Origin of the sequence: Leucobacter komagatae (assembly GCF_000834055.1) — a bacterium.
Taxonomy (GTDB): Bacteria; Actinomycetota; Actinomycetes; order Actinomycetales; family Microbacteriaceae; genus Leucobacter; species Leucobacter komagatae_A.
The window spans coordinates 50,918-71,927 of record NZ_JXSQ01000005.1 but is presented as its reverse complement, the minus strand read 5'-3'; the positions used below and the strand labels follow the sequence as shown (position 1 = coordinate 71,927).

Annotated in this window: 18 protein-coding genes; 10 read left to right on the top strand and 8 right to left on the bottom strand. The window is 63.6% G+C overall.

Annotated features, from left to right (window positions below):
* Positions 1–490: 490 nt before the first annotated feature.
* A complete protein-coding gene (locus SD72_RS17695; RefSeq protein WP_157000473.1) occupies positions 491–673 on the bottom strand; it encodes a hypothetical protein in 183 nt (60 codons plus the stop codon).
* A gap of 301 nt (positions 674–974) precedes the next feature.
* On the opposite strand from SD72_RS17695, the gene SD72_RS05595 reads away from it, so the two are divergent.
* On the top strand, positions 975–1,487 hold the full coding sequence (locus tag SD72_RS05595; protein ID WP_157000472.1) for a hypothetical protein: 513 nt from the start codon (positions 975–977) through the stop codon (positions 1,485–1,487).
* An 80-nt stretch (positions 1,488–1,567) separates the two neighbouring features.
* On the opposite strand, the gene map is transcribed toward SD72_RS05595, so the two are convergent.
* Positions 1,568–2,437 carry a type I methionyl aminopeptidase gene (gene map, locus SD72_RS05590; RefSeq protein ID WP_042543460.1) on the bottom strand — a complete coding sequence of 290 codons (870 nt, stop codon included), beginning with the start codon at positions 2,435–2,437 and terminating at the stop codon, positions 1,568–1,570.
* A gap of 37 nt (positions 2,438–2,474) precedes the next feature.
* On the opposite strand from map, the gene SD72_RS05585 reads away from it, so the two are divergent.
* From SD72_RS05585 to SD72_RS05570, 4 genes are all read left to right on the top strand, one after another.
* Positions 2,475–2,675: a hypothetical protein gene (locus SD72_RS05585; RefSeq protein ID WP_042543459.1), complete on the top strand. Its 201-nt coding sequence runs from the start codon at positions 2,475–2,477 to the stop codon at positions 2,673–2,675.
* An 89-nt stretch (positions 2,676–2,764) separates the two neighbouring features.
* Complete coding sequence (gene glnA, locus SD72_RS05580; protein ID WP_042543550.1) at positions 2,765–4,102, top strand: type I glutamate--ammonia ligase; 1,338 nt, start codon at positions 2,765–2,767, stop codon at positions 4,100–4,102.
* Positions 4,103–4,110: 8 nt separating this feature from the next.
* Positions 4,111–7,131: a bifunctional [glutamine synthetase] adenylyltransferase/[glutamine synthetase]-adenylyl-L-tyrosine phosphorylase gene (locus tag SD72_RS05575; RefSeq protein WP_042543458.1), complete on the top strand. Its 3,021-nt coding sequence runs from the start codon at positions 4,111–4,113 to the stop codon at positions 7,129–7,131.
* A 482-nt stretch (positions 7,132–7,613) separates the two neighbouring features.
* A complete protein-coding gene (locus SD72_RS05570; protein ID WP_042543457.1) occupies positions 7,614–7,853 on the top strand; it encodes a hypothetical protein in 240 nt (79 codons plus the stop codon).
* A 264-nt stretch (positions 7,854–8,117) separates the two neighbouring features.
* Here SD72_RS05570 and glnA (SD72_RS05565) read toward each other — a convergent pair whose 3' ends face one another.
* From glnA (SD72_RS05565) to SD72_RS05555, 3 genes are all read right to left on the bottom strand, one after another.
* A complete protein-coding gene (gene glnA, locus SD72_RS05565) occupies positions 8,118–9,542 on the bottom strand; it encodes a type I glutamate--ammonia ligase (RefSeq protein WP_042543456.1) in 1,425 nt (474 codons plus the stop codon).
* Positions 9,543–9,711: 169 nt separating this feature from the next.
* Positions 9,712–10,128 carry an RDD family protein gene (locus SD72_RS05560; protein WP_042543455.1) on the bottom strand — a complete coding sequence of 139 codons (417 nt, stop codon included), beginning with the start codon at positions 10,126–10,128 and terminating at the stop codon, positions 9,712–9,714.
* A gap of 12 nt (positions 10,129–10,140) precedes the next feature.
* The gene (locus tag SD72_RS05555; protein WP_042543454.1) at positions 10,141–10,830 is read right to left on the bottom strand and encodes a DUF4191 domain-containing protein; all 690 of its coding nucleotides are present in this window, start codon (positions 10,828–10,830) and stop codon (positions 10,141–10,143) included.
* A 247-nt stretch (positions 10,831–11,077) separates the two neighbouring features.
* On the opposite strand from SD72_RS05555, the gene SD72_RS05550 reads away from it, so the two are divergent.
* Positions 11,078–11,653 carry a hypothetical protein gene (locus SD72_RS05550; protein ID WP_042543453.1) on the top strand — a complete coding sequence of 192 codons (576 nt, stop codon included), beginning with the start codon at positions 11,078–11,080 and terminating at the stop codon, positions 11,651–11,653.
* 27 nt (positions 11,654–11,680) lie between these two features.
* Here SD72_RS05550 and sucB read toward each other — a convergent pair whose 3' ends face one another.
* Both sucB and lpdA read right to left on the bottom strand, forming a co-directional pair.
* Positions 11,681–13,432, bottom strand: coding sequence for a 2-oxoglutarate dehydrogenase, E2 component, dihydrolipoamide succinyltransferase (sucB, locus tag SD72_RS05545; protein WP_042543452.1), 1,752 nt, complete (start codon positions 13,430–13,432; stop codon positions 11,681–11,683).
* Positions 13,433–13,481: 49 nt separating this feature from the next.
* Positions 13,482–14,855, bottom strand: a complete 1,374-nt coding sequence (gene lpdA, locus SD72_RS05540) for a dihydrolipoyl dehydrogenase (protein WP_042543451.1) — start codon at positions 14,853–14,855, stop codon at positions 13,482–13,484.
* A gap of 162 nt (positions 14,856–15,017) precedes the next feature.
* Between lpdA and SD72_RS05535 the strand changes: the two genes are divergently transcribed.
* The 3 genes from SD72_RS05535 (at position 15,018) to SD72_RS05525 (ending at position 18,384) form a co-directional block, all read left to right on the top strand.
* Positions 15,018–15,950: a proteasome assembly chaperone family protein gene (locus tag SD72_RS05535; RefSeq protein ID WP_042543450.1), complete on the top strand. Its 933-nt coding sequence runs from the start codon at positions 15,018–15,020 to the stop codon at positions 15,948–15,950.
* Positions 15,951–16,000: 50 nt separating this feature from the next.
* A complete protein-coding gene (locus SD72_RS05530; protein WP_157000471.1) occupies positions 16,001–17,467 on the top strand; it encodes an RNA polymerase sigma factor in 1,467 nt (488 codons plus the stop codon).
* Positions 17,468–17,739: 272 nt separating this feature from the next.
* Entirely contained in the window at positions 17,740–18,384 is a 645-nt protein-coding gene (locus SD72_RS05525; protein ID WP_042543448.1) for a hypothetical protein, read from the top strand.
* A gap of 87 nt (positions 18,385–18,471) precedes the next feature.
* On the opposite strand, the gene SD72_RS05520 is transcribed toward SD72_RS05525, so the two are convergent.
* Positions 18,472–18,696: a DUF7455 domain-containing protein gene (locus SD72_RS05520; protein WP_042543447.1), complete on the bottom strand. Its 225-nt coding sequence runs from the start codon at positions 18,694–18,696 to the stop codon at positions 18,472–18,474.
* A 211-nt stretch (positions 18,697–18,907) separates the two neighbouring features.
* Between SD72_RS05520 and SD72_RS05515 the strand changes: the two genes are divergently transcribed.
* Positions 18,908–21,001 (top strand): DNA gyrase/topoisomerase IV subunit B, encoded by a 2,094-nt coding sequence (locus SD72_RS05515; protein ID WP_042543446.1) that lies wholly within the window; start codon positions 18,908–18,910, stop codon positions 20,999–21,001.
* Positions 21,002–21,010: the final 9 nt, after the last annotated feature.

Genomic DNA, 21,010 nt, shown 5'->3' with positions numbered 1-21,010 from the left:
GGAAGATTATGCGTATGGGGAGTGGCCGCCGGTCCCGAGACATTGGGGGGCGGTAAACAGTCACGTTTTGCGCCAAACGCAGGATTCGTTTTTTGGAAAGCTCGCTTCCGAAGAACTTAGTCATTTGCGTCCCCTTCTCGCCAAGTTTTCCCCAGTCGAAGTTCGTCAGCGATTTCTCAAACGGCTGCGACCGGATTCACAATCGGGTGCGCCTGTCGTCAGATGGAGCGGAGCAGGTCTCGTGCGCCCCCTCTTCGGTAATACCGATTTGTCTCTGGCTTCGAGCTGTTGGCCAGATTGGATTTCGCCTTTGATTGCGATAGTTGCGGCTTACGCTAACACCAGCGAGGGAATTCGGGATGAAGCTCGAGCGGGTTTGATCCAGGCTGAAGCTTGCAACCCTGTCTTTCTGGTTGAATGCACCTTGGACCTGCTCGACAGGCGTTCGAATCACCTGGAGCAGACATCCCTCAGGAATAGTCTGCGAGACTTAGTGGACGACCATGAGAATACTGATGAGTTGACCGCGGCCATCTATTGGTTTCTCGCCGTCAACGATGAACGGCACGATGAGCTCGTCACAGAATTGGCGTATAGATTCGACAAGGCCAAAGACGAGCTGCGGGCCATCGCTGCGGAGTATTCGGGCACCAGGATCGGACGCAAAGCGCATGGGGCGCTAGTTGCTGTTGGGTCCGGAGAAGTGAGCGCCTCAGGCACGTCAAACAAGTGGCAAATTGACAATAGGCTTTTTTTCTGTGCCCGTGAGCGTGTCCGCTCCTGCACGAACGTGGCTAGACAACGTTGAACTCGAAGCAAACCTTGAGGCGCGAATAGACACTGCGGTCAAGCGTTTAGTCACCGGAGGGCTCTCAGAGGAAACCGAGGTCACTGGCAACCTCGTGGGGAATCTAGTTTCCGCATTTGGAGACCCGGCTCCCCTTCCTGTAGCGCCATCGACGTCGCCTCCTGTCTTGCTCGAGGTCACCTCAACCAACTCAAACCTGCATGAGCAACAATTTGGTGCCGACCTGGGTATCACGTTGACAATCAACCTTCCTAAACGGCTAGTACTCCAGACCGGGCATCTCGTGCAGATCAAGCAAGCCGCGAATCGCGAAGACATCCGAGAGTCGCCCAAATGGCTAGTCGACCGGAGTCAGTTAGAGAAGTTGCTGGAAGCTGACAGCTCCGCCACCTATTGGCTGCTGCAACTCCACCACGCGCCCAAGGTGCTATCCGTCCCTGCGAAGTATTTACTCGGGCTCTTCGATGCTCGGCGTAGAAAGCAAACGACGATGACGGTTGTCTATGACCAAGTGCGCTCAGCGTCGACGACACTCGGCAGCGAGCTTGTGCCCTTGCTGATGGGGCTCTGGGTCGGAGTTGCAGACAAGGAAGTTGTCGCGATAGCGCAGGGAATGGACAGTCGCCATGTCCCTGCAAGGGTAATCGAGTTGACACTTTCGTTTGATGAACCACGGTAGAAACCCGGCGCCGAGCTAAAATTCAACGAGGCTAACAGGCGCCGGTATATCTGGCGTTCCTGTAAGCCTCAGCGACTACGCTACTCAGAAACGGTGAGCAGTTCGAATCCGTTCTCGCGGACGACGATCGTGTGCTCGAACTGTGCGGTGATTGACTTGTCCCGCGTGGTGACCGTCCAGTCATCCGCCCACATGTCCCACTCGTGCGTTCCCAGGGTCAGCATGGGTTCGACGGTGAACACCATACCGGGCTGGATGACGTCGCTAAAGCGTGGAGCCGAGTCGTAGTGGGGGATGATCAGCCCGGTGTGGAACGACGAACCGACGCCGTGTCCGGTGAAATCGCGAACTACGCCATAGCCGAAGCGCTTCGCGTAGGTTTCTATCACGCGGCCGATCACGTTGACCTCGCGGCCAGGCTTCGCGGCCTTGATCCCGCGCATCATCGCCTCGTGGGTGCGCTCGATGAGCAGGTCGACGTCCTCGGCGACGGTGCCAACACGGAAGGTGCGATTGGTATCGCCGTGGAAACCGTCGAGGTAGGCCGTGATGTCGACGTTCACAATGTCGCCCTCACGGAGCACCGTGTCGTCAGGGATCCCATGGCAGATGACCTCGTTGACAGAGGTGCAGCTCGAAGCAGGGTAGCCGCGGTAGCCGAGCGTCGACGGGTACGCCCCAGCTGACACGACGGCCTCGTGGCCGATCCGGTCCAGCTCTGCCGTGGTGATGCCCGGTGCGACCGCAGCCCCTACGGCGTCGAGCGCGCGGGAAGCTATCCGGCCTGCGGCACGGATCTTTGCGACTTCGTCTTCGCTGTAGGTGTTGTCACCCTCGTACGCCGGTGGCTCGAGCAGGCCGACATATGGCGGGCGCACAATGCTTGAGGGCACTGAACGCTGAGCTGGGAGAACACCGGAGACAATATTGCCGTGGTCATCGAAAGGCATACGTCTAGTCTAGGAGTAAGCCAACGAAGGGAAGCCCGTGAGCAAACAGGACTGGGGGATCAACGATCCCGCCGAGACGTACTGGTTCAATTCCAAGACCGGTGAGGTCGAAGAGGGGCCGCAATCACTTGCGGTGTACCGGGTTGGCCCTTTCAAGACACGCGATGAGGCCGCACGAGCGACGCAGATCCTCGCGGAACGGGCACGCGAGTGGAATGAAGAGGACGAAGACGAATAGCGGGTTAACGCTCACGAGTAGCCTGCGGGCGGTAGGCTGAAAGCCGTACCGAACCCGGTATGGATCCGCGCCCCGAGAGGAGCTGCCGCGTGAGCAAGCAGAGAGACTTTGTGCTTCGTACGATCGAGGAACGCGGAGTGAAATTCGTGCGACTCTGGTTCACTGATGTCGCCGGAGCGCTGAAATCCGTCGCCCTCGCACCCGCAGAGGTCGAGGGTGCGTTCAGTGAGGGCATTGGCTTCGACGGTTCAGCGATCGAGGGCCTCACTCGCGCGTACGAGTCGGATCTCCTCGCCGTTCCTGACCCGTCGACGTTCCAGATCCTTCCCTGGCGTGGCGAGAGCGAACCAACCGGGCGCATGTTCTGCGATATTCGGACCCCGAATGGGGAGCCGGCAGTGTCGGATCCCCGCAATGTGCTCAAGCGCACACTGGCCCAGGCGGCGGACATGGGTTTCTCGTTCTACACCCACCCGGAAATCGAGTTCTATCTCCTGAAGTCGAAGGACATCGGGCCAGAGGGGCCCATTCCGGTAGACCGCGCTGGCTACTTCGACAACGTTCCAGGCGGAACCGCACACGATTTCCGCCGTGAGAGCGTGAACATGCTCGAGGACCTCGGGATCTCCGTGGAGTTCAGCCATCACGAGGCGGGCCCAGGCCAGAACGAGATCGACCTCCGCTACGCCGACGCGCTTGCGACGGCGGACAACATCATGACCTTCCGCTCTGTGGTGAAGGAAGTTGCTATCGCGCAGGGAGTGCACGCTACTTTCATGCCGAAGCCGCTTGCCGGCCAGCCCGGGTCGGGGATGCACACCCACGTCTCGCTGTTTGAGGGTGAGGAGAACGCATTCTACGACCCCAGCGCGAGATACCACATGTCTGTCACCGCACGCCGTTTCGTCGCGGGAGTGCTTCGCCACGCGCCCGAACTTACCGCCGTGACGAACCAGTACGTGAACTCGTACAAGCGCCTGTGGGGTGGCGACGAGGCGCCTTCGTTTGTCAGCTGGGGGCACAACAACCGCTCAGCCCTGGTGCGCGTACCCATGTACAAGCCGGGCAAGGGGGGAGCGGCGCGCGTCGAGTACCGCGGCATGGACAGCGCTGTGAACCCGTACCTCGGTTTCTCCGTGCTCCTTGCGGCCGGCCTCAAGGGCATCCAGGAGGAGTACGAGCTTCCGCCAGAGGCGGAGAACAACGTTTGGGCGCTGAGCGACGGAGAGCGTCGTGCAATGGGCTTCGATCCACTGCCGCAGAGCCTCGAGCACGCGCTCGCGGTCATGGAGCGCTCCGAGCTCGTCGCCGAAACCCTCGGCGAGCAGGTCTTCGCCTACCTCATTCGCGACAGTAGGCGCGAGGTCGACGAGTACCGCAGCCAGGTCACGCCGTTCGAGCTCAACTCGATGCTCGACACGATCTAGTTCGAGCGATGGCGGCTACGGGGACACCACCAGGCGGGCGACGGGGAGAGCTAGGTGCCTACGCCCGTGCTGGGTTTCAAAGCCTCTCCACTGCAAGGGACGGCATCGCTGAGCTCGCGTCGCTCCTCGGCGATGCCGACCGGGCGTCCCTGCTCGAGGGGCTTGCAGTGGCGGCCGACCCCGACTCTGCGCTGTCGCTGCTGCTCCGGCTCGCCGAAACGCACGCCGATCAGCTTTCCGGGCTCGACGCGTTCGCTTGGCGTCGACTGTGCATCGTCGTTGGGGCGTCGCCCGCGCTGGGGAGTTTCCTGCTGCGCCACCCAGACCTCATCGCAGGGCTCACCGCCAGGGACGGTTGGCTCCCGAGCGGTGAGGAGGCGCGTGAGCAGCTCCTCGGAGCCGTCACCGGCGACAACGGGGGACTCGCTGGCGAGGAGGGCTGGAATGCACTCCGTGTGAAGTATCGCGAGCTGCTTACCGCGGTGAGTCTCTACGACTTGCTCAGCGCGGGCTCGCACGAGGATCTCCCCGACGCTCGACCGGCGTTCGAAGTCGTCGCCGCGGCCCTGTCAGGGCTCGCTGATGCCGCACTCGAGGCTGCAATCGTGGTCGGTCGCGCGACGCTGCTCGCCGGAGACAGCACCGCGCAGGTCACCGAAGAATCGCTCGAAGAGTTGCGGTTCTCGATCATCGCGATGGGCAAGTGCGGGGCGGAGGAACTGAACGTCGTCTCCGATGTCGACGTGATGTTCATCGCCGAGGGCGACGAGCGGGCAGCGACGGCGCTGGCGCGCGAAGTCATGCGGGCAATTCACCATCCCTCCCTCGAGCTGCCGCTCTGGCAGGTCGACGCAAACCTCCGGCCAGAGGGCAGGCAGGGCCCGCTCGTTCGCACCCTTGAGTCGATGATGCGCTACTACGATCGATGGGCGAAGGCGTGGGAGTTTCAGGCCCTCATTAAGGCTCGACCGTGCGCTGGCGACATCGCGCTCGGAGACGAATTTGTTGCGCTCACTCGGCCACTCGTGTGGGCATCGGCGAACCGTGAAGACTTCGTCGGATCGGTGCAGCGAATGCGGGAACGCGTTACCGAACACATTTCGACGGACGAGCTTCCGTACCAGATCAAGCTCGGCCCCGGCGGGCTCCGCGATATCGAGTTCAGCGTGCAGCTCTTGCAGCTGGTGCACGGCCAGCACGACGAACACCTGCAGCTGCGTGGCACGCTGCCAGCGCTGCGTGCACTCGTCGAGGACGGCTACGTCGCGCGGCACGACGGGGAACGTCTGAGCGAGGACTACCGCACGCTCCGTGTGCTCGAGCACAGGCTGCAGCTGCGCGAGCTTCGCCGAACCGCGCTCATGCCTCGCGACGAGGAGGGTCTGAGGGTGCTTGCCCGCGCCTCCGGGCTGGCGCGGAGCGCCTCCGAACTGCAGGAGCTGTGGGAGCGCGTCCGCCGCGACGTGCGGGAGCTGCACCTCAAGATCTTCTATGCGCCGCTTCTCAGCGCCGTCGCAGCGCTCCCGGACGAGGAGTTTGTGCTCGGTTCAGCCGAGGCGCGCGCCCGGCTATCGAGCATTGGGTTTATGGATCCCGATGGTGCTTCGCGCCATCTCGCCGCGCTGGCGAGCGGCCCGTCCCGGAGCGCGAAGATACTCAGAAACCTCACGCCCGTTCTTCTGCAGTGGCTTGCGGAGGGGACGGACCCCGACTTCGGATTGCTCGCGTTTCGCAAGGTCAGCGAGGCGAACCGGAATTCGTCGTGGTACTTGCGGCTGCTCAGGGACGGCTCGCTTGCGGCCGAACGACTGACCAAGTTACTCGCGAACTCAAAGTTTGCTGCCGGGCTTCTCGAAAGCCACCCAGAGGGCGTCGCCTGGCTCGAACGCGATGCGCTGCTCGTGCCGCCCGATCCCGCTGCGCTGCTCAGCGAAATGCGGTCGCTGGTGTCACGGCGATCCTCGTCGCGGTCAGCCGCCGAGCGATTGCGCGGCGTGCACCGCCGCGAAATTCTGCGTCTCGCGATGGGCCGCGTCGTCGGCGTGCTCGACGAGGAGGGCGTCGCTCGGGGGCTCGACGGAGCGCACACGGCGTTGCTTGACGCCCTGCTCATCGCAATCCGTGCGCACTACTCCGGTGAGGCGGATCCGCCAGAGATCGCGCTCATCGGTATGGGCCGCTTCGGAGGCGGCGAGCTTGGATTCGCCTCGGACATCGATCTCGTCGCCGTCGCGCGCGGCGGGGCGACGAGTTCTGGGCCCGTCTCTCCCGCAGCCAGAATGATCACGGAACTCCGAGCGCTCGTGTCTGACCCGCGGTTCCCAGTCGATCTCGATTTCGATTTGCGGCCAGAGGGCAAGAACGGCCCGCTCGTGCGGAGCCTCGAGTCCTATCGAAGCTACTACGAACGTTGGTCGGTTACATGGGAGGCGCAAGCGCTGCTCCGTGCGCGGCACGCTGCCGGCGACACCAGCCTGAGCGCAGAGTTCTTCGTCATGGCAGACCCAATCAGGTACCCAGCAGTATTTGGCGAGGATCAGCTCCGAGAAGTGCGCCGTATCAAAGCACGGGTCGAAGGCGAGCGCCTCCCTCAGGGCCAGGATCCAGGCATGCACCTGAAGCTTGGACCGGGCGGGATTAGCGATGTGGAGTGGCTCGTGCAGCTGCTGCAGCTCCAGCACGGTGCTGAGCACCCCGAGCTGCGCACCGTCTCAACGATTGAGGCCCTCACCGCGGCGGCTGAGCTCGAGTTCATCACGCCCGAAGATGCTGAGACCCTCGAAGAGGCGTGGCGCTTTGCGAGCACACTTCGTTCGGCTATGCGCCTCTGGAACGGCCGCGTCTCCGACACGCTGCCGCGAGACTGGCGCGATCTCGCTGGCATCGCCGGGGTGCTCGGATACCAGGGCGGGAGCACCACCGAACTCGTCGAGCGCTGGCACTCGGTGAGCAGGCGCGCCCGGGCAGTGTTCGAGCGGGAGTTCTTCGGGTATCGCGAGGACGAGTTGTTCCCTGAGGTGCAGGCATAGTCGGTGCCCTCGCAGGGGGAGCGGTCTCGTGTGCGTGCCGGGTCGCGCACACCGGTAGCGGGGGTCGTTTCGTGGAAAACTGAAACGAGCAGCTGAACGGTTTGTGACCATTTCGTTATAGGGCTAGTGCTCAGCTTGGACACGGCGTAGCCTTGCGGCATGAACTATCTAGCGAAGATGCTTGAGGTGATCCTCGATGGTGAGGACATTGACTTCGAGGAAGACATCGACTCCTGAACGACCGATTTCCTGCGCTCGCGCGCCCATTTCAGTAGCAACGAAGGTACTGAAATGGGCCGCTGCGCGGCAGCTGGTGCGCCAAAACCGCACCAATGTCCCGCCGATACGGGACCGGCGTCGCGCCGAAGCCTCGCCAACGCAGCACCTAAACCGCACCGCGGCGGCGCCGAAGTGACGGCGAACTGACGGCGAAGTGGGAGACGCGCCCGGCATGCCCCCTGCTGTGGCATAACATAGACATCATGCCCAGCGAAAGCTTTCACCGTCTTCCCTCCCATGTCCAGCAGTCAGTCCTCGAAGGACTCGACGAGGAGATCCGGGCGGGGTTCCAAAAAACCGAGGAGGCTCCCACTGAGGGGCCGACAGCCGCAGACAATGCGCGCCAGATCGCTGACGGGATCGTCCGCTCGCTCGCGCTGCGCAACTCCTTCACCGGTGACAAGTCGACGGCACGCGACCTCGGAATCGGTAAGCGCAAGTAACACGCTCCCGCTTCCCCCGCGTTCGTCTGCGCGGCGGACGCCTCGTCGCGGAACGTGAACGACGCCCACGTCGCAGACGAACAACACAGAGGAGCCCCTCCCTGGCATTAGCCGGAGAGGGGCTCCTCTGTGGTCGATGTGTGCCCTATAAGCGCGCTGTGAGCCCTCTGGAGGCGTTTTCGTGCACTATCCGGGCCGGTGTACGCCTGCGCGCGCAGCTCGCCGCCAGCGGACTCAGGCCGCGGGCGACGCGCGCAAGCCTCACTAGACGCCGTAGTAGAGCTCGAACTCGTACGGGTGAGGGCGGATCGCCATCGGCATGATCTCTGTCTCGTTCTTCAACGAAATCCAGGTCTGGATGAGCTCCTCGGTGAAGACGCCACCCTCGAGGAGGTACGCGTGATCCGCCTCAAGCGCGCTGAGCGCCTCAGAGAGCGAGCCAGGAACCTGGGGGATGCTCGCGGCTTCCTCCGGGGGGAGCTCGTAGAGATCCTTGTCGATCGGCTCACCGGGCTCGATGCGGTTGCGGATGCCATCGATGCCCGCCATGAGCTGCGCGGCGAACGCGAGGTACGGGTTGCCCGAAGCATCAGGGGCGCGGAACTCGATGCGCTTCGCCTTCGGGTTCGAACCGGTGAGCGGGATGCGGATCGCTGCCGAGCGGTTGCCGGCCGAGTACGCGAGGTTTACCGGTGCTTCGTAGCCCTTTACGAGGCGGCGGTAGCTGTTGATCGTCGGGTTCGTGAACGCGAGGAGCGACGGTGCGTGCTTGAGGATGCCGCCGATGAACCAGCGTGCGACGTCCGAAAGGCCTGCGTAGCCGTTCTCGTCGTAGAACAGTGGCTCGCCGTTCTGCCAGAGCGACATGTGGGTGTGCATGCCCGAGCCGTTGTCACCGAAGACGGGCTTCGGCATGAACGTGGCGGTCTTGCCCCACAGCTCAGCGGTGTTCTTGACGATGTACTTGAACTTCAGCACGTCGTCAGCGGCCGACACCATCGTGTCGAAGCGGTAGTTGATCTCGGCCTGGCCGGGCGCGCCAACCTCGTGGTGTGCACGCTCGAGGTGGAGGCCAGCCTCAATGAGGCGAAGCGAGATATCGTCGCGCAGGTCTGCCTGCTTGTCGACGGGGGAGACCGGGAAGTAGCCGCCCTTGAGCGGGGTCGTGTTGCCCAGGTTGCCGCCCTCGTACTTCGTTGCGGAGTTCCAGTGCGCCTCTTCCGAGTCAATTTCGTAGAAGGTGCGGCGCGGAGTGGTCTCGTAGCGGACCGAATCGAGAATGTAGAACTCGGCCTCCGGCGCGAAGAAGGCGGTGTCGGCGATTCCGGTCGACGCGAGGAACTGCTCGGCCTTCTTCGCTACCTGGCGCGGATCCTTCGAGTAGATCTCGCCGGTGCGGGGGTTGTAAATGTCAAACACCATGATGAGCGTGCGCTCGGCGCGGAACTGGTCGATGTACGCGGTGGTGACATCGGGGATGAGCTGCATGTCGGACTCAGCGATCGTGGCGAAGCCGCGGATCGAGGAGCCGTCGAACATCTGTCCAACCTCGAAGAAATCGAGGTCTACCGTGCTCGCAGGGATATTGAAGTGCTGCTGCACACCTGGGAGATCGGTGAACCGGATGTCGAGAAACTTGACATCGGTTTCGCGGATATAGTCGATGACTTCCTGCGGAGTCTTGAACATCGGGATCCTCACTTTTCGGTGCGGCGGTCTGCCGCTTCGTAGGTAAAGCCTATGCTTCCAGCATTTCCGGAGCATGGAAGCACTGTTTCAGGCGTGTTACGTCTTGCGGCGCGTTGGACGTCGTTGTCGGCTCTGACATCGCGTTTTCGCATCATCCCGTGATCGCGCACTAGGCGCGAATAAGCACCGTCCCTGCGATCTTGTCGTGGAAGCCACGCTGGTCTGAATCCCAGACGAGCGCCGGAATCACGAGCGTAACGAGTAGGCTGCGCACGATTGGGCGCCAGAGCCCGATCCAGCCGCCCGCGATCGGCACAACGTGCAGGCCTACGATGCGGTGGCCAAGTGAGCCACCGATCGTGGGGATAAAGATGATCTGGAGCGCGGCGAACGCGAGGAGGTGCCACCACATCGCGTTCGGCCCGCCGATAAGCAGGTACGCGGGAAGCGACGCGAGCGCCCAGTCGATGCAGACCGCAATCAACCTACGGCCGACGCGCGCAACGGATCGGGGCCCGGACTCGGGGAGCCCGAGTCGCTCACCGGGGTAAACACTCGGTGCGAGATCGCCAAAACTCTGTGACATAGATGCGACTGCTTAGCGGGGACGCTGAGCGCGGACACGATTCGGGTCAATGCCCTTCGGGATGCCAACGGGGCTCGACTGCAGCGAGGACAGGCGGTTGTAGACCGCTGCAATCTCGTTGCGATTGAGGACGCGCTTGAGCTTCTGCAGTTCCTTTGACAGCTTCGGTAACGCGACTGCGCCCTCATCCTCGCCAACGTACATGTGCGTGATCGGCACATTCGAGATCGCGCGCTTGAGCTTGCGCTCCTCGTCCTGAGCGATCCGCTGAGTGCGCTGCAGCGAGCCCTCAGAGATGAGCACAACGCCACCACGGCCAATAACCCGGTAGACGGCGTCTTGCTGCCGTGTCATCGCCACGGGAACCTCTGACCCGCGCCAGCTGCGGCGAAGCGCGCTCTGCACGATCGCGCCAACGGCGCCCGGGCGTCCCTCAATCTGGCTGTACGCGACTGCTTCAGCGCGGCGACCAAGCACGATCATCGCGATGAGGAGCCCGGCGAGCACGCCGGTAAGCGGCCAGAGGATCCAGCTAAACCAGTTCCCAGGAAGTAGCCATGCGAGCAGTACGGCGGCAACAATCGGGCCGACGAACGACAGCAGCATGAGCGGGGTCAACATCCGATCGTGCTTACGGGTGTTGTGATACACCTGCACCATCTGCTTGATGCGACCCGGGGACTTCTGCTTCGCCTCTGCCATACCTTCCATCGTACCGCGTCCTGGCGACCAGGGTGACACAAGCGCGGCCGTTCGCGGTCAGCGAATCACGGCTAGGGGCGCAACGTCTCGTATTTGAGGGCCGAACTGTGAAAGTCGTGTTGCGGACGCCCTCTACAGCGCCGAAGGCGTTCTCCACACGCCCGTCGACCTGGCGAAGGGCCGAACACTCTCCACCGGGAGCCGCACTCGCGCCACGGGCGAGGCCGATGCTGGGAGGATCTGGCCCATGCAGCCACTCCAACTCCGCCCAGGCCGCTCCGCGCAACGCCGAACGGCGGGGCCTGACCTTCCTGCGGCGCAGCTCGCCCACCTCCTGCTTTTGGTGTGCGCACGGGGAATCGAAGTTCGAGCGCGCGGGGCGTGCCTCGGCGAGTCGCTCACGCACGGGCTGCGGATCGAGCACGAGGCTGGCGCCAGATACGCGCGCACAGGCCCGGGCTCACGTGAGCTACTCTTCTTGCATCAGGCGCCTCAGCGCACGAGGCAACGCTACGCCGCAGGCGCAATGGCCGCCACACACGCCAGGCTCCGCCACGACCGGGGGTGCTCCGGGTTCGGGGTAGCACTCGCTGAACTCGAGCGGCTCGCCGCTGCCTGGGGGAGACAGGGGGAGCAGGCCTACCTACTCGACGGGTTCCGTGCGGCCGCAGAGTTTCTCGCTGAGGCCCCTGAGTGGAGCGGCGGGCTCGCTGAGGAGACGCTCACCCACGAGGTCACCGCACTCATCACGCCGGTCGCGCCGACCGGCGACACAGTGCGACGGCTCAGCGGGGAACGCAAAAGGCGGGCCCCACGCGCGTGATGCGCGCGGGACCCGCCACTGATGCTGCTAGATGCCGAGATCGGCGGTGAAGTCGCCCTCTTCGAGACGCTGCTTCATCTGAGTGAGGAAGCGAGCTGCGTCGGCGCCATCAACGATGCGGTGATCGTACGAGAGCGCAAGGTAGACGGCCGAACGGATCGCGATCGAGTCGCCCTCTGGGGTCGAAACCACGCCGGCCTCCTTGAAGACCACGCCGGTTCCGAGGATCGCAGACTGCGGGAGGAACACGAGCGGAGTGTCGAACAGTGCGCCACGCGAGCCGGTGTTCGTGAGCGTGAAGGTTCCGCCACTGAGCTCGTCAGGTGTGAGCTTGTTGTCGCGGGTGCGCGCTGCCAGATCAGCAACCTCGCCCGAGATCTGCGCGATGTCCTTCGTCGCCGCGTCACGGAGCACAGGCGCAAGCAGGCCGCGCTCAGTGTCGACGGCGATGCTGATGTTCTCGCTCGCCGGGTAGACGATCGAATCGCCCTCGACAGTAGCGTTGATCACCGGGTGTGACTGCAGCGCTTCGGCGGCAGCAACCGCGAAGAACGGCAGGAAGGAGAGCTTCGAGCCAGTCTTTGCAAAGAACTCATCCTTCTTCGCCTGACGCAGCTGCGCAACGCGCGTCACGTCGACCTTCACGAAGGTGGTGAGCTGTGCGGTCTGCTGCATCGAGGCGACGGCGCGCTCCGAAACAACCTTGCGCAGGCGGCTCATCTTCTGCGTCGTGCCACGAAGCTCGGAGACGACGCGCTCGGCCTTCGCCGGAGCAGCAGGCGCAGCAGAAGCGGCCGGGGTTGCAGCCGCGGCTGCGAGCACGTCTTCCTTGCGGATGCGGCCGCCGACACCGGTTCCGGTGACGGTCGAAAGGTCGACGCCCTTTTCGTTCGCGAGCTTGCGCACGATCGGGGTGACGTAGCCGCCAGCCTCAGCCGCGGGAGCGGCCTCTGCCGGTGCAGCGGGTGCCGGTGCAGCCGCAGGGGCCGGTGCTGCCTGTGCAGCAGGAGCCGGTGCTGCCGGAGCCGGTGCTGCCGGAGCCTCTGCCGCAGCAGGAGCGGGCGCCGGCGTGGCTGGCGCAGCTGGTGCTGCAGCGGCTGCCGGAGCCTGCGCTGGTTCTGCAGGGGCCTCGTTGGACTGCGCAGCGGGCTGGCCGCTACCGATGCGTGCGAGCACGCCTCCGACCTCGACGGTCTCGTCTTCGCCAACGAGCTGCTCCTGGAGCACACCAGCTACGGGCGAGGGTACCTCGGTGTCGACCTTGTCGGTCGATACCTCGAGGAGAGGCTCATCGACCTCAACGCTGTCACCGATCTCCTTGAGCCACCGCGTCACGGTTCCCTCGGTGATCGATTCGCCGAGCGAGGGGAGTACGACGTCCTGTGCGTCGCCGCTCTCGGCCGCGGCAGGTGCTGCAGCCTCTGCAGGTGCGGGCTCCGCTGCGGGAGCGGGCTCGGCTGCGGGTGCGGGCTCGGCTGCGGGTGCGGGCTCGGCTGCCGGAGCGGCCTCTGCCGGGGCTGCGGGAGCATCGCCTGCGCCGCTTCCGTCGCCGATGCGTGCAAGCACAGCGCCGACCTCAGCGGTCTCATCTTCCTGTACGAGGATCTCCTCGACCACACCAGCTACCGGCGACGGTACCTCGGTATCCACCTTGTCGGTCGAGACCTCGAGCAGCGGCTCGTCGACCGCCACGGTCTCCCCGACCTGCTTCAGCCAGCGGGTCACCGTCCCCTCGGTGACGCTCTCGCCCAGCGCGGGGAGGACTACCGATTCACTCATCGTGATTCTCCTTCTAAAGATTCTTTGTAACTAGCTTGTGACGCCGCGCTCAGATGGCGTGCAGTGGCTTGCCGGCGAGCTTGAGCATTGCCTCGCCGATCGTCTCGTTCTGGGTCGGGTGCCCGTGGATGAACGGTGCGACATCCTCCGGGTAGGCTTCCCAGTTCACGATGAGCTGCGCCTCGCCGACGAGCTCGCCGACGCGGGCGCCGATCATGTGCACGCCGAGGACTGGGCCGTCGTTCAGGCGAACCGCCTTGACCGTTCCTGCGGTGCCAAGGATCGAGCTCTTGGCGTTGCCAGCAAGGTTGTACTCGTACGCGGAGATGTTCTCAGCGCCGTACTTCTCAGCAGCCTTCGCCTCCGTGAGACCGACCGATGCAATCTCGGGGTCGCAGTAGGTGACCTTCGGGATGTTCACGTCAGCGACGACCACCGGGTTCAGGCCGGCGATTTCCTCCGCGACGAAGATTCCCTGCTGGTAGCCGCGGTGCGCGAGCTGCAGGCCGGGAACGATGTCGCCAACCGCGTAGACGCCGGCGACGTTTGTAGCGAGGCGCTCGTTCGTGAGCACGAAGCCGCGATCCATCTCGATCCCTGCTTCTTCGTAGCCGAGCCCCTGCGTTGCCGGGCCGCGGCCAACAGCCACGAGGAGGTAATCGGCGGTGAGGGTCGTGCCATCCTCGAGGGTGACTGTCACGCTGGAGTCGTCCTGAGTGACGCCCTGGAAACGGACGCCGAGCTTGTAGTCGATGCCGCGCTTGCGGAATGCCCGCTCAAGCTGCTTCGAGACCGACTCCTCCTCGTTGGGGACGAGGTGCGGGAGGCCCTCAACGATGGTGACGTCTGCGCCGAACGAACGCCATACGCTGGCGAACTCAACGCCAATGACGCCGCCGCCGAGGACGATGACCTTGCTCGGGATCTCCTGCAGCTCGAGCGCGTGCTCGCTGGTGATGACGCGTCCGCCGAGCTCGAGGCCGGGGAGTGAGCGTGAGTAGGACCCTGAGGCGAGGATGACGTTCTTGCCGACGACGGTGTCGTCACCGACCTGAACGGTGTTTGCGGCTGAGAGGCGGCCTTCGCCGGCGAATACCGTGATGCCGTTTGCCTTGATGAGCCCCTGCAGGCCCTTGAACTTGCTGGAAACCAGCTTCTCTCGGAAACTGTTCACTGCTGCGATGTCAATCGACTCAACGCTGGAGTTAATGCCATACGTGGCGCCTTCGCGCGCAACGTCTGCAACCTCGGCGGAGTGGAGAAGTGCCTTCGTCGGAACACAGCCGCGGTGGAGGCATGTGCCTCCGAGCTTGTCCTTCTCAATGATCGCCGCCGTCATGCCGAGTTGGGTTGCTCGGACTGCGGTGGCGTATCCGGCGCTTCCGCCACCAAGAACTACGATGTCAAACTGGTGCTCGGCCAAGTGGGGTCTCCCTCGGTTTTGTGTGTCCTGTGCCTGATCCGCGCGGTATGCGGTGCGCATCGTTTAGCCTACTACTTCTCAGAATCTCCCGGAGCGGAACCTTGTGTGTTCGCTTGTCGCGCATTTCGGCCCGTTTCGTGGTGATTTTCGTACAATGATGATGTGACCGAATCTCTCTTCTCAGCCGTCTACGAGGAGCGCCGCGCGAGTGTCGCGAAGGGCCTCCCGCTCATTGTCGCGCTTTCCGGCGCGAGTGACGCAGGCAACGCAGTCTCGCAGCTCGAGCAATATCTCTGGGAGCGGTGCAAACCCGAGGAGATCGTCCGATTCGACTCGGATCAGCTGTTCGATTACCGCGCGCGTCGTCCCCTCATTACCTTCAACGAGGACCACTTCACGGATTACAGTCCTGAGGAGCTCGTGCTCAGCCTCGCGCAGGATGAGCTCGGGGCACCGTTCCTACTGCTCTCCGGATACGAGCCCGACTTCAAGTGGGAGTCCTTCGTTGATGCGGTGCTGCTCCTCGTGCACGAGTTCGAGGTCTCCATCACCGCGTGGGTACAGGCCATACCGATGCCCGTGCCGCACACCAGGCCCATTGTTGGGACGGTGAGTGGTTCGCGCGAAGACCTCATCGAGCGTTCAGTGTGGAAGCCGACAACCCGTTTGCCAGCGAGCATCGTGCACGTGCTTGAGTACCGATTGCACGGTGTCGGTGAGGAAGTTGTTGGCTTCTCGCACCTCGTTCCCCACTACCTTGCAAATAACGAGTACCCAGAACTCTTGAGTACCGCGCTCGACAACATCATGGCCGCTACCGGGCTGCTGTTCGCGACGGATGAGGCGCGGGAGCGCGCACGCGAATTCCGCGCGCAGGTGGATCGGCAGATCGCGGAGAATGACGAATCGCGCGAGATGCTCGTGAACCTCGAGCTCCGCTTTGACAAGTACGTCGAGGCTCAGGGGGAGCGCGTGTCGCTCCTTGGTGAGGACGGCGCTATGCCAACGGCAGACCAGTTGGCGAGTGAGCTTGAACGCTTCTTAGCGGAGCGCAATCAGGGACCTGAACCGAACGACGGCCAAGGCATGCAATAATAGACCCTACGAACCCATTTCAATCGTCGCGGGAATACCGCGGGCTTGACATGGGTTTTCATGGTGTGCGCAGTTTTTGGGATGCACACCGACGAGATCTGAGAGGAAGTTGCGTGGCAGCAGCGACAACGACCAAGACTCGCGCGGCGAAGACGGCTGAGAGCGAGGAGCAGAGCGCGGCCGAAACGCCCGCTACAAACGCTCCAGCTCAGAAGACCGCGTCGGCAGCGAAGACCACCGCAGAGAAGGCCTCGAGTACGAAGGCCCCTGCCAAGAAGACTGCTGCGGCGAAGACCACCGCGGCAAAGACGGCAGCAGCAAAGGCACCTACCAAGGCAGCTTCGGCGAAGAAGACGACAGCAGCAGAGGAGCCGGCAGCGAAGGCTCCAGCAAAGAAGGCTCCGGCTCGCAAGCCAGCTACGCGCGCAAAGAAGGCTGCCGAAGACCTCATCGATACTTCTGATGAGGTCGAAGCAACTGACGCGGACGAGCAGGCAGAGGAAGATCAGCCAGCAGCAGAGCTTCGCGAGCCGCTCCCGACCGGCGCGATCGTGCTCAAGGCCGGTGACGAAGAGGATGTGCCGACGGTAACGACGGCGATCCCCGGCGCCACCGCCGACCCTGTCAAGGATTACCTGAAGCAGATCGGCAAGGTCGCGCTCCTCAACGCCGCTGAGGAGGTCGAGCTTGCGATGCGTATCGAGGCTGGACTCTTCGCGGAAGAGAAGCTCGGAACCGAGAAGGGGCTCCCCAAGAAGCTTGAGCGTGAGCTCAAGTGGGTTGCCCGTGACGGGCAGCGCGCAAAGAGCCACCTGCTCGGAGCGAACCTTCGTCTCGTTGTATCGCTCGCGAAGCGCTACACGGGCCGCGGCATGCAGTTCCTTGACCTCATCCAGGAGGGTAACCTCGGCCTCATCCGTGCAGTCGAGAAGTTCGACTACACCAAGGGCTTCAAGTTCTCGACCTACGCGACGTGGTGGATCCGCCAGGCAATCACCCGCGCAATGGCCGATCAGGCTCGCACCATCCGTATCCCGGTGCACATGGTTGAAGTCATCAACAAGCTGGCGCGCGTGCAGCGTCAGATGCTGCAGGATCTCGGCCGCGAGCCGACTCCTGAGGAGTTGAGCCGCGAGCTCGACATGACCACCGAAAAGGTCATCGAGGTGCAGAAGTACGGCCGCGAGCCGATTTCGCTGCATACCCCGCTTGGCGAAGACGGCGACAGCGAGTTCGGCGACCTCATCGAGGACACCGAGGCGATCGTGCCTGCCGACGCAGTCGGCTTCACGATGCTGCAGCAGCAGCTTGAGCAGCTGCTCGATTCGCTGTCGGAGCGCGAGGCAGGCGTTATCAAGATGCGCTTTGGCCTTGGCGACGGTATGCCGAAGACCCTGGACCAGATTGGCGATACCTTCGGCGTGACGCGTGAGCGTATTCGCCAGATCGAGTCGAAGACAATGGCGAAGCTTCGCCACCCGTCACGCAGCCAGCAGCTGCGCGACTACCTCGACTAGACCGTCAGGTACTCCCGCGGGGATTCCCTCGCACCACACCTGTGGCCCCGACACTCACTGTCGGGCCACAGGTGTTTTGTGCGCAGGCGACCCATCAGCGGTCCACGGGAGATGCGGGCGACCGGCCGAGGGATCCGTGGTGACCGCCGCGGGCGTGCTTAGACTGGGTTCGTATCCGTGTCGTTCCTATCAGCGTCCCGACGCTTGACTGCGGTCAAGCCACGCAGTGCGCCGCGTGTGCCCCGAGCCCAATATCCCCCGAAGGAGCCGACATGCCAATCACCATCCGTCGAACGATCGCGCTGACGAGCTCCGTGCTCGCAGCGGGCCTCATGCTCTCCGCCTGCTCGGCGCCGGATGCCGCGCCCGACCCCAAGGCCTCGAGCAAAGTCACGCCAGAGGCGCCGGCGAAGAAGCCCGCCCCGGGAGCGGAAACCTCGGAGGGCTTCGAGGACGGGCCCGTCGACTTCGAGGCGGCGCTTGCCGAACGCGACCAGTTCATCGCCGATCAGGGCATGCCGCTCGACGGCACCCCGCTTGTCGCGCAGACCGACGCCCAGAAGGAATTCATCGGGCGGGAGAAGGCCTTCGTCGAATCGCAAGGGCAGACGTGGAGCGCCGAGGCCGAGTCAACGTATCTTGCGCTCGCGATGGACGCCTGCGAGACATCGATCCTGCAGGGACACCGGGTCACCCAGGACACCCTCATCGTCCACGTCGGATCGAGCCCGCTGTTCCAAGCGATGCTGCCAGCGGAAGTCACGGGCGAGGAGCGCCGCGTAGGTGAGCGGAACACCGCGGCGAAGATGATCACGGGCGTGAGCTACCTCTGCGAGGCCGACACCGCACACTGGGTCGAGGCCTTCAACGCGGTCTACCCGCCGTCGGCCCCCGGCGAGGCCCCGCTTGGCGGCTAGCGCGCCAGCCAACCGCGAGCAGAAGCGCACAGAAAGGGGGCGCCGCCGGCCTGAGCCAGCGACGCCCCCGTTCGCGGGACGAGCGATCTACGCCGTGAGCTTGTGGCTCTCGTCGTGCCACGCCTCGGCCATCGGGCGAAGCTTCGCCTCGTGCTTTGCTGCGTGGTGGGCGCAGAACAGCAGCTCGCTGCCGCTCAGCGTGGCGCGTACGTACGCCTGTGCACCGCAGCTGTCGCAGCGGTCAAGTCCACTGAGCGGACGATCCGCTGGTGCGGCTTCCGCTACTTCAGCGGTGTGTTCGAGTGTGCTCATGGCCACCTCCCGGTAGATCAATTGCTTCTATCCAACCATCACATCGTCGGATATTGGCTGTTTAGCTGCACCGTTTCGCTGTCCGCGTACGGTTTAGGCCGGAGGGGCACCCGAACGGGGTACGGTGTTGGCACTCGCCGGGCTGGATCACAGGCTCTGTCGGTGCTGTGCCCTACAGTGGGGGAGTCTTCAAGAAAGCAGGTTCTTTCACGTGGCTGAATCTAGTTACTCCGCCAGGCACCTCACCGTACTCGAGGGCCTCGAAGCGGTGCGCAAACGCCCCGGCATGTACATCGGCACGACGGATTCTCGTGGTCTGATGCACTGCCTCTGGGAGATCATTGACAACTCTGTCGATGAGGCGCTTGCGGGGCACGGCAGCAGCATCCGGATCACACTGCACGCAGACGGAAGCGTCACCGTTGCCGATGACGGGCGCGGCGTTCCAGTGGACATTGAACCGCGGAGCGGATTGAGCGGCGTTGAACTCGTTTTCACGAAGCTGCACGCAGGCGGAAAATTTGGTGGCGGGGGATACGCGTCCTCCGGCGGCCTGCACGGTGTTGGCGCCTCGGTTGTGAACGCCCTGTCTTCGCGGCTCGACGTCGAGGTCGATCGAGACGGTAAGACCTGGGCGATGTCGTTCCGCCACGGTGAGCCTGGCGAGTTCGCTGGCGAGGGGCCAGATAGCCCGTTTACGCCTTTCGATCGCGCGACGGAGCTCCGCTCGATTGGCAAGGTCAAGAAGGGCGTCACCGGCACCAGGGTGCGGTACTGGGCGGACCCGCAGATCTTCCTGTCAACTGCGAGGTTCGAAGCAGATGCGCTCGTCGCACGGGCGCGTCAGACCGCCTTCCTGGTGACGGGGCTCGCGATTGAGATCGAGGATCAGCGCACGGAGTCTCTCGACGAGTCTGGGGCTCCAGCCCTCCACAGTTTTAGCTATGACGGCGGCATTGCCGAGTTCGTGAACTTCCTTGCTGTTGATGCACCTGTGACGGACACCTGGCGGGTGAGCGATTCCGGGAAGTTCACCGAGACCGTGCCCGTGATGGACGAAGCGACGGGCCATCTTGTCTCACGTGAGGTCGAACGCGAATGCGAAGTTGATATCGCGATGCGCTGGGGCACGGGGTATGACACGGAGATCCAGAGCTTCGTGAACATCATCTCGACGCCGAAGGGCGGGACGCACCTCGCTGGATTCGAGCAGGGTCTCACGAAGTTCTTCCGGAAGCAGATTGAGACGAACGCCCGAAAGCTCAAAGCGGGGTCTGACAAGCCTGATAAGGACGACATCCTCACGGGCCTCACCGCGGTGGTGACCGTTCGTGTACCCGAGCCGCAGTTCGAGGGTCAGACGAAGGAAGTGCTCGGCACCGCAGCTGTTCGCCAGATCGTCGCAAAGTCGGTGACCCACGCGCTTGCCGAACGGTACGAGTCAACGAAGAAGCACGACAAGGCGCAGACAGGCACGCTGCTCGAGAAGATGGTTTCCGAGATGAAGTCTCGGATCGCGATGCGCACCCAGCGTGACACCGCCAGGCGCAAGAGCTCGCTCGAGAGCTCTTCGCTGCCTTCGAAGCTGATTGACTGCAGGTCGAAGGACGTCTCGAATTCCGAGCTCTTCATTGTTGAGGGCGACAGCGCCCTCGGCACGGCAAAGCCCGCTCGCGATAGCGAATACCAGGCGCTGTTGCCGATTCGCGGCAAGATCCTCAACGTGCAGAAGGCATCGCTAGCTGAGATGCTCTCGAACGCTGAATGCGGCGCGATCATCAAGGTGATCGGCGCGGGTTCCGGGCGTGACTTCGACCTTGAAGCTGCGCGGTACGGGAAAGTCATCCTCATGAGCGACGCGGACGTCGACGGCGCTCACATTCGCACCCTCCTGCTCACGCTGTTCTTCCGGTACATGCGTCCGATGCTCGAGGCAGGCCGCGTCTACGCTGCCGTGCCTCCGCTCCACCGTGTCATCGTGCAGAACGCGGGGCGGAAGCCGAACGATGTGATCTACACCTACAGCGAGCGTGAGCTGCAGACGCTGCTCGCCGATCTCCGTAAGCGCGGCAAGAAGCACCAGGAGCCGATCCAGCGCTACAAGGGTCTCGGTGAGATGGACGCTGACCAGCTGGCGGAGACGACAATGGACCGCCAGCACCGCACGCTGCGCCGCGTTCGCCTTGAGGACGCCCACGCTGCGGCGCAGATGTTCGAGCTGCTCATGGGTAACGATGTCGCGCCCCGCAAGGAGTTCATCATTGAGAACGCCGACGACCTTGATCGCGAGCGCATCGACGCCTAGTCGGATCGT

What these genes read in the sequence shown, in the direction of transcription:
- SD72_RS17695 (WP_157000473.1), bottom strand. Translation starts at nt 673, where the DNA reads ATGCGCTTTGCGTCCGATCCTGGTGCCCGAATACTCCGCAGCGATGGC.
- map (WP_042543460.1), bottom strand. Translation starts at nt 2,437, where the DNA reads ATGCCTTTCGATGACCACGGCAATATTGTCTCCGGTGTTCTCCCAGCT.
- SD72_RS05575 (WP_042543458.1), top strand. Translation starts at nt 4,111, where the DNA reads ATGGCGGCTACGGGGACACCACCAGGCGGGCGACGGGGAGAGCTAGGT.
- SD72_RS05570 (WP_042543457.1), top strand. Translation starts at nt 7,614, where the DNA reads ATGCCCAGCGAAAGCTTTCACCGTCTTCCCTCCCATGTCCAGCAGTCA.
- glnA (WP_042543456.1), bottom strand. Translation starts at nt 9,542, where the DNA reads ATGTTCAAGACTCCGCAGGAAGTCATCGACTATATCCGCGAAACCGAT.
- SD72_RS05560 (WP_042543455.1), bottom strand. Translation starts at nt 10,128, where the DNA reads ATGTCACAGAGTTTTGGCGATCTCGCACCGAGTGTTTACCCCGGTGAG.
- SD72_RS05555 (WP_042543454.1), bottom strand. Translation starts at nt 10,830, where the DNA reads ATGGCAGAGGCGAAGCAGAAGTCCCCGGGTCGCATCAAGCAGATGGTG.
- SD72_RS05550 (WP_042543453.1), top strand. Translation starts at nt 11,078, where the DNA reads ATGCAGCCACTCCAACTCCGCCCAGGCCGCTCCGCGCAACGCCGAACG.
- sucB (WP_042543452.1), bottom strand. Translation starts at nt 13,432, where the DNA reads ATGAGTGAATCGGTAGTCCTCCCCGCGCTGGGCGAGAGCGTCACCGAG.
- SD72_RS05530 (WP_157000471.1), top strand. Translation starts at nt 16,001, where the DNA reads ATGGGTTTTCATGGTGTGCGCAGTTTTTGGGATGCACACCGACGAGAT.
- SD72_RS05525 (WP_042543448.1), top strand. Translation starts at nt 17,740, where the DNA reads ATGCCAATCACCATCCGTCGAACGATCGCGCTGACGAGCTCCGTGCTC.
- SD72_RS05520 (WP_042543447.1), bottom strand. Translation starts at nt 18,696, where the DNA reads ATGAGCACACTCGAACACACCGCTGAAGTAGCGGAAGCCGCACCAGCG.